Source organism: Paenibacillus sp. MAHUQ-45 (assembly GCF_058133325.1).
Map to the genome: position 1 here is coordinate 701,609 of NZ_JBYUPV010000003.1, position 14,858 is coordinate 716,466.

Genomic DNA, 14,858 nt, shown 5'->3' on the forward strand with positions numbered 1-14,858 from the left:
CCTCAGCTTTCTTCTGCTATTATCATTGGCTTTGCTTGTTCCAGCGTAAAGTTAAAGGCGACGCCCTGCTTCGTGTTCTCGGCACCGTACCGACTTCCGTGCAGGTCCAGAATATTCTTCACAATGGCAAGTCCGAGGCCGGTTCCTCCGAACTTCCGGTCCCGGGAGCGTTCAGCACGATAGAACTGATCCCAAATCCGCTCCAGATCATCCTCAGGAATAGACGGACCATCATTCTCGATGCGAGTCATAATAATGCCGGGTGATTCCTGCTGTATTTGAATTCTTATCGTGCTATGTTCCTCGGCATACCGGACGACATTGCTCAACAGATTCAGGATAACCTGTTCCATACGCCTAGGGTCTGCCTGCACGGCCCATTCTTCGGTCTCCAGGATATCGATGTGAAGATTCTTGCTTCCCAGCTGATGCGCGAACGATGAGGTCACATTTCGTACAAGACGTCCCAGATAAATCTCCTTGGGATTCAGGCGGACAGCTTTGGCCTCAAATTTGGACAGCTCCAGCATGTCCATGATTAAGGCGTTCATCCGATCTGTTTCGTTGACAATCAGATTAAGGTATCGCTCTCTTTTATCCGTGGCCACATCATCCTGCAGTCCCTCTGCGAAGCCTTTGACAATCCCGAGCGGAGTCTTGAGCTCATGCGAGATGTTCGCAATCAATTCCTTGCGCAGCTGCTCAGAGCGCTCCTTCTTAGCCACTTCCTCCTGTAGTTCCTGGTTGGCTTCCGTAAGCTGCTTCAAGGACGTATCCAGATTTCGGGACAATGTATTCATGCTCCGTGACAGATCACCGAACTCGTCCTTGGAAGTAATTGAAGGCTGCTGGCTGAAATCCAGTTTTGCCATGCGTGTAGCCGCCTTGCTGAGCTTTACTAGCGGGTACGAGACGATTCTGGAATAGATCAAAGATAGCAATGTCACCAGAATTAGAATCACTGGGGCCAGAAAAAGAAAGTACTGGGTCAGGATACTAACCGCTTCTCCGACCGGCTGAAGCGAAGTCATTGCAAAGACATAACGACCTCCCTCTCCGGCTTCAGGAAGTGAAAGAACCACCACAGCGTACACGATACCGCTCCATTTGTCGGTCCATTCCATCTGAACGGGAAGCCCTTTTGTCAAACGATCCCTGTCTTTGTCCATCTGGTTCATCCAATCGCCAAGCGCGTTCTGAATTAGCGTATCTTGGTAATATGGGTTGAATGACCGATCCTCAGGCAGCAACAAATCCGTGATCGTGCCCGTGACACGGGACAATCCTTCCTCTGGCTGTGACCCGGTCGTCTGTAGCTTTGCAGGCTGCATAATCGTATCCTTTTCATCCATATAAAATCCGTCTACGACCAGGTGATCACCGATATGGAGACCGGCTGGAATATCGTTCAGCATGGTTCCGTCCGATGATATGCGGATCGTAATGCTTGCGGCAGGAGACTCAGGTGAAGCTATCCGAATAAAATAAGGCTCTACACTTATACGTTCAAACTGATGATTGAATATCGCGAGACTGACATCATGCTGGTTCATAAAGTCTCCGAGCAGACGAGCGGCTTGATCTCCACCTGAAGGCACCGCCCCATACTGGCGGCCAAAATCCTGTACATTCTGTTCCAGCTTGCTGATCTTGGTCGTGCGGTAAAAACGTTCGAAGAACAGTCCTTCCACCAGCATGGCAATGGAAAAGACAATCACAATCATCACGGAGGTCACGACGAACAGCTTCAGAACTACCCCGTTCTTCTTCATGGCTCCAGCTCGAATTTATAGCCCGAACGGATGACCGTGCGGATCAAAGTGCCTTCACTGCCCAGCTTGGCCCGCAGCTTTTTGATGTGGGTATCCACCGCCCGGTGATCGCCAAAGTAATCCAAGCCCCACACCGCGTTCAGAATATGGTCACGGGACAGAACGATGCCATAATTTTTGATCATCATCAGCAGCAAATCGTATTCTTTGGGCGACAGGTTGAGAAGTTCACCGCTTAACGTTACCGTATGAGCTTTTTGATTCACCGACAATTCTCCATAAACCAACGTATCGCCTTTCCGCCCAATCGTCCCTTCCGTTCGCTTCATCAAGGCCGTGGCGCGGGCCACCAGTACCTTTGGACTAAACGGCTTGGTCACATATTCATCCGCCCCGAGCTCAAAACCCATCAGCTGATCATCATCTTCTGTTCTCGCCGTGATGATAATAATCGGGACATCCGACTGCTGGCGAATCCGTCTACACACCGACCAACCATCCATTTCCGGCATCATAATATCGAGCACCACCAGATCAACCATCGACTGTGCAAAAATCTCCAGCGCCTGCCGTCCGTTCTCCGCTTCATAGACTTCCCATTGTTCTTTCTTGAAATAGTCCGTTATAAACTCCCGTGTCAGCACATCGTCTTCCACCAGCAAAATCGTTCTCTTCATGTCTTGAACACTCCATATTTACCGATTCACCGCGATCACACCGATTTTCTTGTCAACTTGACCGATCCACAGCTCGCCGTCGCCTACCATAACACCCTGCCAGTTCACGAATAGCTTGTCTTCCTGCTGAGACAGCAGCTTCTTCTTCACTTTAGCGGTCATGATGTTATTGTATTGGGAGATAAACTCTTTTTTTGTTTTGATTTGCACACTTTTTTCCTTTAGTGTTCACGCGCAGCGGATAGGATATGCTGTCGGCTACCGCTGCTTTGTTATTGGCGGCTACATCCTTTTGCAGCTTGCTCAGAAAGTGTGTGAATGCGAAGGGATTATCGATCCCAGCTACTTCATATGGATTTTCTATAACGTTGACTGCATACACAAGCACACGATTATTGATCTTGCTGATCCACAGTTCTCCATCCCCGATCATGATGCCATTAGCATTGGAAAAGGCTTGATTCGGCTGCTGAGCCAGCAGCTTGGCACGCACATTAGCGGTCATAATCCGCTCATATTTTTGCACAAATTCTTCTTTGGTGTAAATGGGGAAGGTTTTGCCGCCCTTGTTCAAATTAAGTGGATAGGACATCAGCTCAGCAACTTCTTTGCTTTTGTCTTCAGAGACTGCTTTTTGTAGTTTGGCTAGGAAGGTCGTGAATTCCTTAGGATCGTCAAACCCAGCATTGTAGTATGGATTATTGTTGCTTTGCTGTACGGCAGAAGCTGCTGCTACTTTAGTGGAAAAAGCTTCTGTGAAACCAGCCTTTTGATCGGCCCATACCGGTCCTGTCAATGCGGTTGCAGCTACTGTGAGTCCTAGCAAAAATGCGATTTTTTTCATTGTTTATTACCTCCAGGGGTCATTTGATAAACCAAGTATAGTCCCCGCATGTGTACAACAGGTGTACATGAAGTGTTATTTCAATATGGTTTGTCCTTGTGAGGTTTTAAAAATAAAACAGCGCCCTCCGTCAATTACGGAGGACGCTGTTTACTGCTATGCAGTGGCTTAATTCAGCCCAAAGGCATGAATGAGCAAGAAGCCGAGGATGGAGAGCAATATAGACCCGATCAGTCCAGCATAGAAAGGCTTTTTGCCCAGACGCCGGAAGGTAGCGACATCTACGCCCAGTCCGAGGCCCGCCATGGCCATCGCCAGCAGCATATAGGACAATACGAGAAGAGCCGATATCACCTCGCCTGGGATGATTCCCAGCGTGTTCACCCCGCTCATGAGCAGAAAGCCAAAAATAAACCATGGCACCGGCAGCTCACGCCACTTGAATGTATGGACCTGTCCTTGTTGTTCCTGTGCTTGTTCCTTACGCGCCTGCCGCGCATCCCAAAGGCCAATAACCAAAGCGATCGGCACCAGCATCGCTACACGTGTCAGCTTCACAATCACCGCCATATCCAGTGCTCCCTGACCTCCCGGTGCCGCCGCCGCGATAACATGCGCTACCTCGTGCAGCGTTGCCCCTGAGAATATCCCGTAGCCAGTTACGGTTAATCCTAGCAGCGGATACAACAGTGTATATGCAAGCGTGAAAATAGTGCCCAGAATGGCTACCGTAGCGGCACCGACTGCCGTCTCTTCATCCTTCGCCTTAATTTGTGGTGCAATGGCGACCACTGCTGCAGCGCCACAAATGGCCGTTCCACATGCGGTCAACAGCCCAAGGGACTTGTCGACCTTGAGCCACCTTGCCAATCCATAGACAACCACAAGCGTGAACACAATATTGATGGCAGCAATCGCCACTACTTTATAGCCCGCATGAACGATGTCCAGTAAATTCAGCTTTAATCCAAGCAGTATGATACCGAACCTTAACAGTTTTTTACTGGAGAAGGCTATTCCGGTCTGGGCCTGCACAGGTACACCCCAAACCGCTCGAAACAGAATACCAAGTAGAATCGCAATAACCAATTGACCCATGATGCTCAAAAATGGCAAGTACGACAGCACCTTAGCTATGATGGATAGTAGTATCGTCAAACCTATCCCCTGCAAAAATCCGCCGTTCTTCATACCTTTTAAAGACATTCGGTGTGTAAGTCCCATCATCTTCGTTGCACTTCCTTAATGAGATAAATTATACTCTCACTATAGAAGGAGTGAAGCCGAAAGGGAAATACGACTTTGCGATAATAATCATTACAAAAACTTATTATTAGACGAAATAACTATGCTAAAATGGCTGTAACAAGCCTAATAGGCCCCAGAATCTATTTTAAAAATGAGGGATTATAATGATCACTGATGCACTGCGCGTGTTTGTAACCGTTGCAGAACAACGTCATTTCTCCAAAGCCGCAGAGCTGTTGAACCTGTCTCAGCCGGGAGTTAGTCTACATATCAAGAATCTGGAGAATGAGCTTGGAGCCAAGCTGCTGCACCGTTCACCGAAGCAAGTCTCCCTGACCGAAGCCGGGTCCATTCTCTATAGACATGCCAAGCGGATTTTGTCCCACTACGAGGACGCCCGTCAGGAGATTCAACTGCTTCAGGATGAGGTCACAGGCAGTATCCTGATCGGGGCCAGCTTTACGATTGGCGAATATATTTTACCGGGGAAGCTTGCGGCGTTCGCCAGCCAATACCCACAGGTCAATATTCAGGTCACGATCGGTAACACTCAGGAGATTATCGGGGCTATTCGAGGAAATCAGCTGGATATCGGTTTTGTTGAGGGTGAAGTGCAAGCTTCCACTGACCTTGAGATTATCCCTTACATGAAGGATGAGATGATTGTTGTAGCCTCCTCTGATCACCCGCTGTCCGAATCTGTTGTTGTAGAGCAGGCCATGCTACAAAATCAGGTCTGGGTACTACGTGAACTAGGCTCAGGAACTCGCGCCTTCAGTGACCATTTCATCCAGGAGACGGGGATTGAAGCGAAGCGATCCCATGTCTTCACCAGCAGTCAGGGCGTGAAGGAAGCCGTCGCTGCCGGGCTTGGAATCGCTCTTTTATCAAGATGGGTGGTACGAAAGGAACTTGCTGCGGGTGAAATTACTGAGCTACGCATCCGGCAGCTGCAATTAGAGCGAAGCTTCTCCATCATCCGTCATAAGGAACATTCCCGTTCGATGGCGGTGGATGTGTTTTTGCAAAAGCTGCTTTTTGGCAAAAAAGAAGGCTGAAGGCTAAACGCCTTCAACCAGTATTCCCTCTTCTAAATGCAGTACACGATCACACCATTCCAGCATTCGCTCGTCATGCGTGACCATCACTGCTGCCTTACCTTCTCTCTTTACCTCGTCGGCAATCATGCTGACGACCTCTTTGCCTCGCTTAAAGTCGAGGCTAGCCGTCGGCTCATCCGCGAACAGAATCGCCGGCTTGTTCATCCACGCCCTGGCGATGGCGACCCGCTGCTTTTCCCCACCGGAGAGTGCCTCTGGGTATTGGTTCCGCCGTTCCCAGATCCCCAGGCGCTTCAGCAAGTAATCTGCCCGCTGCTTGGACTCCTTCGTCCCAAGCTTCGCCAGCTTGGCGACATACAGGAGTTGCTCTTCCACCTTCAGATACGGGAGTAGCTGAGCGCTTTGGAACATGAAGCCGATTTTCTCCAGCCGCAGCTGAGTCAATGCGCTTTTATCCTTGTCTTTTAACGATTCCCCGTCAATCAGGACTTCACCGCTGGTCGGCGAGAGGAGTGCACCTGCTGTAGACAAAAAGGTACTTTTCCCGGAACCCGAGGGTCCCAGCACCGCTACGAATTCCCCTGCCTGAACTTCCAGGTTCAGCTTGTTCAGCACCGATATGGTCGTGTCCCCGTCACCATAAGTTTTAGTTACTTGCTTCATTGTTAGTTTCGCACTCATGCGTAAGCCCTCCCTATCGCTTCCAATGCATCGACTTTCGCTACCCGTACCACCGATATGAGCGATCCACACAAGGACATACCTACGAATAATAAGCTGGTCCACAGAATCGTCATCGGTTCAAGTTGGAATGGCATCGAAGCCGGCAGCGCCATGTTCATCCCAAAGGTCAGCGCCAGACTGATAACCAAGCTCGCAATGGACAGAATCATAACCTGACCTACGACGCTCCAGGCGAGGTAAGACATCTTGGTGCCCATGGCTTTGAGAATGCCGAACTGGCTTGTTTTTTGAATGGTGATGACATAGAAGAACACAGCCAGTACAAAAGCAGCAATAACAAACAGGAAGACAATCATCATGAGTAGAGAGCCTTGCTCGGCGGAATATCCCGGAATGCTCTTGATCGCCTGCTTCTGGGTAATAATCTCCACATGATCCAGCTTGCCATTCAGCTCGGCGGCCTGATCACCAGTGATCTTCAGTGCAATAACATTAAAGGATGCTGCTTGCGGAGAACCTTCTCCTTGGCTAGCACCTTGCTTCATCTCCTGCCACTCTTGTTGATTGATATAAACCACAGGGGTATGGCTATAGGAGCTGTCCTTCACGAATCCGGCTACGGTAAAACTTCGGCCAGTTGCCTGATCGCGGAGCGTGCTTCCGATGGTAATACCGGACTTCTCCAACTTCTTGTCTACGAGCACGCTGCCTGTGGTGTCATTCGTGAGCTTATCGCCCTGCACCACCTTAGGAGCCAACATTCCGTTCATATCTACTGCAAAATAAGTAATGTCAGCCTTCACGTCATCGGCGTTGCCACTCCCTGCGGTAACCGTGCTCATCTGAACTGCAAGCGGGGTTGCGTTATCCTCTCCGGTGACGGCCCGAACCGCTTCAAGCTCTGGATCGCCCAGAACGGAACGTCTGAAGGTATGCTCCGCATCGCTCTGTACCGCGAAATAATTCGCCGGCATGTTCTCAATAGCGGAGATATTAGCATAGGCCAGGCCTCTTGCTAGTCCAGTGACAAACAGGACCAGAAATGAGACCAGGAGCATAATCACCATGATCAACGAATATCTGGCTTTGGAATGCCTCATCTCTCTCAGGGCTAAAAACATAATACCACTCCTTCTACTCTGTATAGCTACAGTGTAGAAAGTGAAAATGAACGGAGTATGAATAACGAATTACAAAAACCCACTATTTACAATAGTGGGAGGGTCACGGTGAATGTCGTCCCTTCACCTACGCTGCTCGTAACCTCCACGGTTCCGGCATGTGCTTCAACAATCTTTTGCACAATGGCAAGTCCGAGGCCGCTGCTATGCGTCTCATGGGTGCGCGCCCGGTCGACTTTATAGAAACGGTCGAAGATCATCGGCAATTCTTCTTCGGCGATGCCTTCACCGGTATCTGTGACCGATACGACGCAGTTTCCCCCAACCAGCTTGGAGGTAATGGCAATGGAGCCACCGACAGGAGTGTATTTGATGGCATTGGACACCAGGTTCATCCACACCTGATAGAGCAGATTGGAATCAGCTCGGATGTTGATATCCGCCAGATTGAGACGTACGGCGAGCTGCTTTTCCGTTAGCCTCCACTCCATAATCTGCACAACCTGACGTAACTGGGCCTTCAAATCGAAGTCTTTCTTAGTCAGCGCCTCGGCATCATAGTCCAGCGAAGACAAAGTAAGCAATTGCTTGCTGAGCAGGGATAGACGACGGCTCTCTCCGTCAATGATGGTGAGATACTCCAGCCGCTGCTCTTCTGGCAGCGATGTTTCTCTAAGCGCATGCGCAAAACCCTGTATCGACGTAAGCGGCGATTCGATCTCATGCGAGACATTGGCGACAAACTCCTGCCGTGCCTGGTTCGTCCGTTCCAGCTCCCGGCTCATCACCATAAAATGCGAAGCCAGTTGGCCAATTTCGTCCTTCCGCCATGTGTTCAGTCTGATATCGTAACGGCCCTTGGAGATCCGCTTCGTGGCTGTAGTCAGCCGTGTAATTGGTCGTACAATATGAAGTACACCGATCATCACAAAGCCCAGACTGATTAGAAGCGTGAACCCAATAATCATCGCAAAAAAGATCCGCAGCTCTCCGAACTGAACCTGAGCATCCGGCCGTAGGAACAGCGCATAAGTGCCTGCCGCCGTGTTGATCGGCACGCCAATTGAATTCCGCAGCTGGTTGTCAAAAAAACCAGTGATAAACGGCTTGCTAGGAAACTCAGCAATTCCGTGGTATATCTGACCTCCAAGCACTGTGTCGATCTGCTCTTTCTCCAGATCCTTGACCCGGAAGGGCTCGCCATAGGTGCGCTCGTTGCCTTTTCCATCCGTCAAGTAGAGCCGGTAGCCGAGGGCTGCCGTGCTTTGCAAATAATCCTCTTGCGACTCAGGGTGCGTGGCAATAAACTGCTGGATTTGTACAGCCATCCCGGTTAGCTTCGCATCGTTCTCCGGCTTGACCTGAGACTGATAGTAGAGATTAGAGATCAGGAAGCCGAGCAGACTGCTCACAACAATGATAGAGCAAAAGACAATACACATCCGAACATACAAAGATTTCATGTGTTGATCATCTCCACCTTGTAGCCGATGCCCCGCACCGTCCGAATTACAAAATCATCTTGATACGCCGCAAACCGCTGCCGCAGCCGTTTAATATGTACATCAACCGTCCGCTCATCTCCCTCATACCCCGCCCCCCAGACCAGCTCAATCAGCTCGGAACGCGAGAACAGCCGACCCGGATATTGAGCTAACTGCGCCAGCAGCTCGAATTCCTTTACAGGAAGCAGCAGGACATCATCCCCATCGTTAATCTCATAATTTTTGCGGTCAATGACAAGGGAATTCAGGCGGATCTTATCGTTGGAAGCCACAGAATAACGCCGGAACAACGCCTTCATCCGAAACAACAGCTCCTCCGGCTCAAAAGGTTTGGTCAAATAATCGTCGGTTCCCCGCAGGTAACCTTGCTCTTTGTCACTGAGCTGCTGACGTGCCGTCAGAAGAATAATCGGGATATCATACGTCTCACGGATATGTTGGCATAGCTCCAGCCCATCGACATGGGGCATCATCACATCGACAATCGCCATGTCCACCGTGTGCTCTTTTAAGACCGTAATTCCTTCCCGGCCATCCTTGGCCTCCAGCACCTGATATCCTTCTCTCGTTAGCACATGCTTTAATAAAGTACGGATGTTCATATCATCATCGGTCACTAGAATTTTCTTCATCTCTTCTCACTCACTCTCTGCCATACCTGGACATCATATAATGCTCCCATAGTATCAACATTAGAGCGATTCAACAACTCTTTGTAAGTCTGTGAAGCGCTAGTTCAATCGCCTGTGGTACGGATAAAGGGAATAATACTCTCTTTTAGAGAAAGCAGAGGTCCGCCAATAAAAGTTTCCAGATCTCGTGAGGTAGAAGAGGTATCGAGCTTGACGAGGAATGGGTAGATCCAGTGCTGCACCCCTGCGTCTTGCTTATGAACCACTGGCTGACCAGAGATCTCCGACAGTACTGCAGCGAGATGGCCGAAACCCCACGTCTCTGAGGCAGACAATTCATAAACGGTATTCTCATGGCCGGTTGAAGCCAGTATGCTGGCTGTGCCCAGTGCAAGATCACGACGGGTTGCCGTGTTAAATGCCCATTCCCCCGGTGCAGTAATCAGTTCGCCGCTCGTTATCGCTTCATTCAATCCAAGTACGCCAACAAAATCCGTATATAAGGCATTGCGAAGAAAAGTATAGTTCAGACCGGAATTAAGAATTGCCTGCTCCGTGCGCAGATGCACATTATGCTGCGGATCGGCACCAGGCTTCGGAAAAGCAATACTTGTGTAAAGGAAATGCTCCACCTTCGCATTCTTCGCTGCTTCAATGACATGGCTATGCTGAACATAGCGGATATCGTCATCCGTATTCGAGCTGGAGATGAGCAGCAGCTTGGTAACCCCGGCGAAGGCTTCACCAAGGGTATCTGGAAGATCATAATCCACAACCCGGATCCCCGCTCCGAGGGACCGCAAAGGCTCTGCCTTCTGCAGGTTCCGCACACCTGCTATCACCTGCCCCGGAGGGACAAGTTCCACCAGTCTCTTTACAATCATTGTTCCCAGCTGCCCGGTTGCTCCGGTAATAAGTATCGACATAAATAACATCCTTTCAAATATGCGAATTTAGTTAAGTTATTAACTATTCGGACAAAAAGAGCGTGCTGAAAATTGGCAGTTGAACTATGGCTTACATGTCTACGAACCTGTTGACCATGAAGGCCATCGTCCAACTCCGGCAAGCAACGTTTTCTTTAGCTACGCTCTATTCAATTTCCGAAGTAATCCCATCAATTGCTCCATTTCCTGCGGCTCCAGCCGCTGCATCCGCTCACCCACAGCAAGCCGATTTTCCGGTAAATGCTCCTCCAGCAAGGCTTCACCTTTACCAGTCAAGGAGATCACCGTCTTCCTGCCATCTGCTGCATCACTGGCCCGACTGATGTAGCCGTCCTTTTCAAGAGGAGTCAGTAGCAGGCTAATATTGGCCTTGGTAACCCCTATGGTCAACGCCAGTTCGGAGGGTAGGATGCTGCCGCCCTGCTTGGCGATCTCTACCAGAATGCGGATTCTCGCCCCATTCAGACCCTTGGATTGCCAGTACTTCTCGGAAACAGCCACCAGATTGGCTGTCGTCTCCACCAGAGTGAAGAACGCTTCCGTATGCAATGGCTGGTTCAGTACATATTTCTGCAAATCATCCATAACTTTGTTGTCAGCTCCAATTAGTTAATAGCTTAACTATATTCAAAATACATCAGCTCTGCGGCTTTGTCAAACTATGCAGATCATCGCGCTACCATCATCTTAAAAAAATAGGCCAACCTCAAGTATCCTGTTGACCTGGTACTACTCCCTCCACATTAAGGAGGTTATTAAAAATAAAACAAATCTTCAAATTTTTTATCCAGCGCAATGCATAAGATCAAAGCCAGCTTGGCGGTGGGATTAAATTGTCCTGTTTCTATAGAGCTTATCGTATTTCTTGAAACGCCAACCATTTCAGCCAATTGTGCCTGAGATAATTTCAGCTCTGTTCGAGCTTCCTTTATAAAGGAATACTGAACTTCACCGGCATAAAAAATACACCCCTTAAATAGCATCGGATAAACCAAGGGTTTATTCCAATGTCATTTCTAAGGGGTGTATTTCACATAGACTGAGGGGTACTGTTGTTACTAAATCAACACAGGATTGACTGTCACAGGCTCCTCACTATAACGCTTGCGGCCTTCCGGCAGCACTTCCAACTTAATCAGTTCTGAGCGGCTCGCGAGGCGGATTGGTGGTCCCCAAGTGCCGAAGCCGGAGGAGACTACGACATGCAGGTTGTCTTTTTGCAGATATCCCCAATCAAGCTCAAACAATCGTTTGGTGATCCAGTGATTCGGTGCAATCTGACCGCGGTGCGTATGGCCCGACAATAGAACATCCACCCCGGCCTCGGCTGCAGCTCCAAAACCGGTCGGTTGATGGTCCATCATGATAACAGGCTTGGAATGATCAATTCCCTCTAACAGTGCAGGTACGCTCAATCTGCCACCGGCTTCCATCGTTTCCGCAGTTTTGTCCTTACGACCTACGATATAAACACCAGCTGTCTCCACAACCTCATCTTGTAGCACTCTAATCCCGATGCTCTTCATCACTTGAGTATATTCCTGGATGGAGCCGCCATAGTATTCATGGTTCCCCAGCACAGCATATACACCATAACGGGCTTTGAGCAGCTTTAACTGCTCACTCATCCGATTCCGAACGAACGGCTCGATGCTGTCATCCAGCACATCCCCGGCTAGCAAGACAATGTCCGGCTGCATGCGGTTGATCTCTGCCACCATTTTTTTCAGATGACGATTGCCCACGATATTCCCCAGATGCAGGTCGGATGCTACGGCGACGGTCAGTGGCTTCCGAGTTCCACGCGATTTGGCGATGGGCAATGAATGATTCCGCACAACCGTACTCCAAGCATTTCTGGAGCCCCAAATCAAGAACAGGGCCAACAGCACTAGCAGCACCCCGCCAGCATCAGACACGAAGGAATAAGGCACTTTACCACTCCAGTGGAGCAGCAGATAAACCAAATCTGTCAAAGGCAGCAGGAGAATAGCAAATTCCATACAAGCCAAATAGTATGAACCTACGACTTTAAACAGTCTTCCAACTGGTTTAATCCCCTGCGGCCATGGAATCATTCCGATGACGTATGCCAGTGCAACAATTGTAAAGAGACTCCAGAACCAAGCCGGAGACGATCCTGGCAGCCATTCCTGAACCAGCAGCCACAGGTGATAGCCGATGTAATAATTCACTAGAACCAACCCAAGCAGCATTAATACTCCCGAGGCTATTCTTTGCAAAATCTTCATTGTGTTTCTCCCCTTTACTGCATTCTTCTGTATCTAACTCAAATCATAACACAAACCGTTAACACAGTATAAATTCCACGCATGGGATCGTCAAAAACCGCAGATTTATTCCTGCTGTAATGGCCCTAGCTCGTTTCTATTTTTGAAACTTTTATGCATTTTTTGAGGTTTATTTTTAACTTCCGTTATTATAAAAACAGCTTTTGCTGCAAGACTTCTCCGGAGAAGTAACTCAAGCAACAGAGCTTCAAGAGAGGAAGTGACTTGATCCCTAATGTCAGCCAAGATTTATATCGCTCTACTCTCCCTTGCCATCAGCGCGTTTGCTATCGGCACAACAGAGTTTGTCCTGGTAGGGCTACTGCAAACGGTAGCGGATGATCTTTCCATCAGTATCACACGAGCAGGAACACTTATTTCCGGCTATGCCATCGCAATTGCCGTAGGAACTCCGCTCATCGCGACCTTTTCAGGGCGTTTTCCCAAAAAGCAGCTTCTGCTCCTTTTGATGGCCATATTTACCTTAGGCAACTTGCTGGCAGCATTCTCGCATTCGTATGGTCTGCTAATGTTGTCACGGATCATTACAGCCATCGCCCACGGTGTGTATTTTGCAGTAGCAGCTACCGTTGCTGTGGACATGGTTCCGGCCAGTCATAAAGGTACCGCTGTCTCGATCATGTTCACCGGACTAACCGTAGCCACCATTGCCGGCGTTCCCATGGGAACGTATATCGGCCAGCATTTCGGCTGGCGGGCTACCTTTGGCGTTGTGGCCGCACTTGGCTTCATCTCTTTGGTCTCCAATGGTCTGGCGATCGGTAAGGTTAGTCAGGATTCGAGCAAGCTTCGCTTAAGCGATATCAGAAAGCTGGTCTTTAACAACCGTATCCTGCTGGCCTTACTGATGACCGTACTCGGCTTCGGGGGAACGTTTACCTTATTCACCTACCTTACGCCTATTCTGGAAAATATCAGCGGCTATGCACCCAGCTCCATTACGCTTCTGCTGCTAGTCTATGGAGTTGCTGTTGCGATAGGCAACCTAGTCGGCGGAAGACTCGCCAATGCGCACCCTGTAAAATCGCTGCGGCTTGTGTTTTTGTGCCAAAGCATTGTATTGCTGCTGCAAATCGTACTGCTGCCGAGCAAGCAACTGACCATTCTGGGGCTTGTCTTAATGGGCTTCTTCGCCTTCATGATGTCTCCGGGAGTTCAGGCCTACATCCTGACACTCGCTGAAAAGTTCGCCCCGTCAGCTAAAAATCTGGCATCAGCACTGAATATTTCCGCCTTTAATATCGGCATTGCGGCTGGATCTACCATAGGAGGCTATGCCGTGGACCATCTGGATTACTTGGACACTGCTTGGCTTGGAGCCATCATGGTGTGTGGAGCTATGCTTTTGGCCATGCTCAACTATCGTCTAGACCGACAACAACAACTTTTTGAGGAGTGAAATTATGATGAATCTTCAATCGCTGGAACAACTGGAGAACCAACTCCAATTAGATCATTTTACTAACGAGGATGCCCTGGAGCTCGGACTTACCATTATCAACTATGCCAAAGAACAAGGCACCTCAATTGCCGTTCATATTGAGCGGAACCGCGTCCCATTGTTCACCCATCTGATGGAAGGCACCTCTGATGAGAATCACCACTGGATCTTCCGCAAAAAGCGGGTAACTGACCACTACAACCGTAGCTCCGCTTACATTGCCGAACGTTTCGCCCAAAGTGGAACTACGCATACAGAGAGCTCTCTTCTATCACCCGCTGAATATCAGGCGGTAGGCGGAACCTTTCCGCTACGCATCAAAAACGTAGGTGTAATAGGCTCCGTTACAGTGGCCGGACTAACAGGTCAACTTGACCATGATTATGCGGTAGAGGGCCTAAAGCGATTTATAGATAGTAATTAATTCAGGGGAAACGTCGGGAAAATACGGCTGCATAATGCCAAGTCAATTTCCACGACGTTTCCCCTGTTTTTCCAACTTTCTGGTATTGGTGACATCTTAGACAAGAACATTCAAGAACAATGAGAAGCTTTTTATGATTGCTATTGCGCTAAATCAAGGATGTAACGGCTTCATCTAAAGATTAATCTTC

16 protein-coding genes are annotated in these 14,858 nt (G+C 49.2%); 3 read left to right on the forward strand and 13 right to left on the reverse strand.

The window, feature by feature from the left end; genetic code table 11:
* Window positions 1-2: 2 nt before the first annotated feature.
* The 5 genes from AC3Y23_RS10595 to AC3Y23_RS10615 form a co-directional block, all read right to left on the reverse strand.
* Window positions 3-1,772, reverse strand: a complete 1,770-nt coding sequence (locus AC3Y23_RS10595) for a sensor histidine kinase (RefSeq protein WP_379198429.1) — start codon at window positions 1,770-1,772, stop codon at window positions 3-5.
* Entirely contained in the window at window positions 1,769-2,449 is a 681-nt protein-coding gene (locus tag AC3Y23_RS10600) for a response regulator transcription factor (RefSeq protein ID WP_379198431.1), read from the reverse strand. The genes AC3Y23_RS10595 and AC3Y23_RS10600 overlap by 4 nt, the downstream gene beginning before the upstream one ends.
* 18 nt (window positions 2,450-2,467) lie before the next feature.
* Entirely contained in the window at window positions 2,468-2,611 is a 144-nt protein-coding gene (locus AC3Y23_RS10605; RefSeq protein ID WP_379198433.1) for a hypothetical protein, read from the reverse strand.
* Between the two features lie 4 nt (window positions 2,612-2,615).
* Entirely contained in the window at window positions 2,616-3,293 is a 678-nt protein-coding gene (locus AC3Y23_RS10610; RefSeq protein ID WP_379198435.1) for a hypothetical protein, read from the reverse strand.
* A gap of 168 nt (window positions 3,294-3,461) precedes the next feature.
* Window positions 3,462-4,499 (reverse strand): YeiH family protein, encoded by a 1,038-nt coding sequence (locus tag AC3Y23_RS10615; RefSeq protein WP_379198612.1) that lies wholly within the window; start codon window positions 4,497-4,499, stop codon window positions 3,462-3,464.
* A 206-nt stretch (window positions 4,500-4,705) separates the two neighbouring features.
* Here AC3Y23_RS10615 and AC3Y23_RS10620 point away from each other — a divergent pair, with 206 nt between their 5' ends.
* Window positions 4,706-5,599 carry a LysR family transcriptional regulator gene (locus tag AC3Y23_RS10620; RefSeq protein WP_379198437.1) on the forward strand — a complete coding sequence of 298 codons (894 nt, stop codon included), beginning with the start codon at window positions 4,706-4,708 and terminating at the stop codon, window positions 5,597-5,599.
* A gap of 3 nt (window positions 5,600-5,602) precedes the next feature.
* Here AC3Y23_RS10620 and AC3Y23_RS10625 read toward each other — a convergent pair whose 3' ends face one another.
* The 8 genes from AC3Y23_RS10625 to AC3Y23_RS10660 all read right to left on the reverse strand — a co-directional run bounded on the left by AC3Y23_RS10625 (window position 5,603) and on the right by AC3Y23_RS10660 (window position 12,743).
* Window positions 5,603-6,283 (reverse strand): ABC transporter ATP-binding protein, encoded by a 681-nt coding sequence (locus AC3Y23_RS10625; RefSeq protein ID WP_379198439.1) that lies wholly within the window; start codon window positions 6,281-6,283, stop codon window positions 5,603-5,605.
* Window positions 6,280-7,386 carry an ABC transporter permease gene (locus AC3Y23_RS10630; protein ID WP_379198441.1) on the reverse strand — a complete coding sequence of 369 codons (1,107 nt, stop codon included), beginning with the start codon at window positions 7,384-7,386 and terminating at the stop codon, window positions 6,280-6,282. The genes AC3Y23_RS10625 and AC3Y23_RS10630 overlap by 4 nt, the downstream gene beginning before the upstream one ends.
* Before the next feature lie 107 nt (window positions 7,387-7,493).
* Window positions 7,494-8,870 carry a sensor histidine kinase gene (locus AC3Y23_RS10635; RefSeq protein WP_379198443.1) on the reverse strand — a complete coding sequence of 459 codons (1,377 nt, stop codon included), beginning with the start codon at window positions 8,868-8,870 and terminating at the stop codon, window positions 7,494-7,496.
* Complete coding sequence (locus tag AC3Y23_RS10640; protein WP_379198445.1) at window positions 8,867-9,544, reverse strand: response regulator transcription factor; 678 nt, start codon at window positions 9,542-9,544, stop codon at window positions 8,867-8,869. The genes AC3Y23_RS10635 and AC3Y23_RS10640 overlap by 4 nt, the downstream gene beginning before the upstream one ends.
* Before the next feature lie 104 nt (window positions 9,545-9,648).
* Window positions 9,649-10,470 carry an NAD(P)H-binding protein gene (locus AC3Y23_RS10645; RefSeq protein WP_379198447.1) on the reverse strand — a complete coding sequence of 274 codons (822 nt, stop codon included), beginning with the start codon at window positions 10,468-10,470 and terminating at the stop codon, window positions 9,649-9,651.
* Between the two features lie 159 nt (window positions 10,471-10,629).
* Window positions 10,630-11,076 (reverse strand): MarR family winged helix-turn-helix transcriptional regulator, encoded by a 447-nt coding sequence (locus AC3Y23_RS10650; protein ID WP_379198449.1) that lies wholly within the window; start codon window positions 11,074-11,076, stop codon window positions 10,630-10,632.
* Window positions 11,077-11,246: 170 nt separating this feature from the next.
* Window positions 11,247-11,474, reverse strand: coding sequence for a helix-turn-helix transcriptional regulator (locus AC3Y23_RS10655; protein WP_379198451.1), 228 nt, complete (start codon window positions 11,472-11,474; stop codon window positions 11,247-11,249).
* A 75-nt stretch (window positions 11,475-11,549) separates the two neighbouring features.
* Complete coding sequence (locus tag AC3Y23_RS10660; protein ID WP_379198453.1) at window positions 11,550-12,743, reverse strand: metallophosphoesterase; 1,194 nt, start codon at window positions 12,741-12,743, stop codon at window positions 11,550-11,552.
* A gap of 274 nt (window positions 12,744-13,017) precedes the next feature.
* On the opposite strand from AC3Y23_RS10660, the gene AC3Y23_RS10665 reads away from it, so the two are divergent.
* Together AC3Y23_RS10665 and AC3Y23_RS10670 are read left to right on the forward strand one after the other, a co-directional pair.
* The gene (locus AC3Y23_RS10665) at window positions 13,018-14,202 is read left to right on the forward strand and encodes an MFS transporter (RefSeq protein ID WP_379198455.1); all 1,185 of its coding nucleotides are present in this window, start codon (window positions 13,018-13,020) and stop codon (window positions 14,200-14,202) included.
* A 4-nt stretch (window positions 14,203-14,206) separates the two neighbouring features.
* Window positions 14,207-14,668 (forward strand): heme-degrading domain-containing protein, encoded by a 462-nt coding sequence (locus AC3Y23_RS10670; protein ID WP_379198457.1) that lies wholly within the window; start codon window positions 14,207-14,209, stop codon window positions 14,666-14,668.
* The last annotated feature ends 190 nt before the right edge of the window (window positions 14,669-14,858 follow it).

Bases quoted from the DNA above. Each gene is read 5' to 3' on its own strand.
- AC3Y23_RS10595 (WP_379198429.1), bottom strand. From the start codon at position 1,772: ATGAAGAAGAACGGGGTAGTTCTGAAGCTGTTCGTCGTGACCTCCGTG.
- AC3Y23_RS10600 (WP_379198431.1), bottom strand. From the start codon at position 2,449: ATGAAGAGAACGATTTTGCTGGTGGAAGACGATGTGCTGACACGGGAG.
- AC3Y23_RS10605 (WP_379198433.1), bottom strand. From the start codon at position 2,611: ATGACCGCTAAAGTGAAGAAGAAGCTGCTGTCTCAGCAGGAAGACAAG.
- AC3Y23_RS10610 (WP_379198435.1), bottom strand. From the start codon at position 3,293: ATGAAAAAAATCGCATTTTTGCTAGGACTCACAGTAGCTGCAACCGCA.
- AC3Y23_RS10615 (WP_379198612.1), bottom strand. From the start codon at position 4,499: ATGTCTTTAAAAGGTATGAAGAACGGCGGATTTTTGCAGGGGATAGGT.
- AC3Y23_RS10620 (WP_379198437.1), top strand. From the start codon at position 4,706: ATGATCACTGATGCACTGCGCGTGTTTGTAACCGTTGCAGAACAACGT.
- AC3Y23_RS10625 (WP_379198439.1), bottom strand. From the start codon at position 6,283: ATGAGTGCGAAACTAACAATGAAGCAAGTAACTAAAACTTATGGTGAC.
- AC3Y23_RS10630 (WP_379198441.1), bottom strand. From the start codon at position 7,386: ATGAGGCATTCCAAAGCCAGATATTCGTTGATCATGGTGATTATGCTC.
- AC3Y23_RS10635 (WP_379198443.1), bottom strand. From the start codon at position 8,870: ATGAAATCTTTGTATGTTCGGATGTGTATTGTCTTTTGCTCTATCATT.
- AC3Y23_RS10640 (WP_379198445.1), bottom strand. From the start codon at position 9,544: ATGAAGAAAATTCTAGTGACCGATGATGATATGAACATCCGTACTTTA.
- AC3Y23_RS10645 (WP_379198447.1), bottom strand. From the start codon at position 10,470: ATGTCGATACTTATTACCGGAGCAACCGGGCAGCTGGGAACAATGATT.
- AC3Y23_RS10650 (WP_379198449.1), bottom strand. From the start codon at position 11,076: ATGGATGATTTGCAGAAATATGTACTGAACCAGCCATTGCATACGGAA.
- AC3Y23_RS10655 (WP_379198451.1), bottom strand. From the start codon at position 11,474: ATGCTATTTAAGGGGTGTATTTTTTATGCCGGTGAAGTTCAGTATTCC.
- AC3Y23_RS10660 (WP_379198453.1), bottom strand. From the start codon at position 12,743: ATGAAGATTTTGCAAAGAATAGCCTCGGGAGTATTAATGCTGCTTGGG.
- AC3Y23_RS10665 (WP_379198455.1), top strand. From the start codon at position 13,018: ATGTCAGCCAAGATTTATATCGCTCTACTCTCCCTTGCCATCAGCGCG.
- AC3Y23_RS10670 (WP_379198457.1), top strand. From the start codon at position 14,207: ATGATGAATCTTCAATCGCTGGAACAACTGGAGAACCAACTCCAATTA.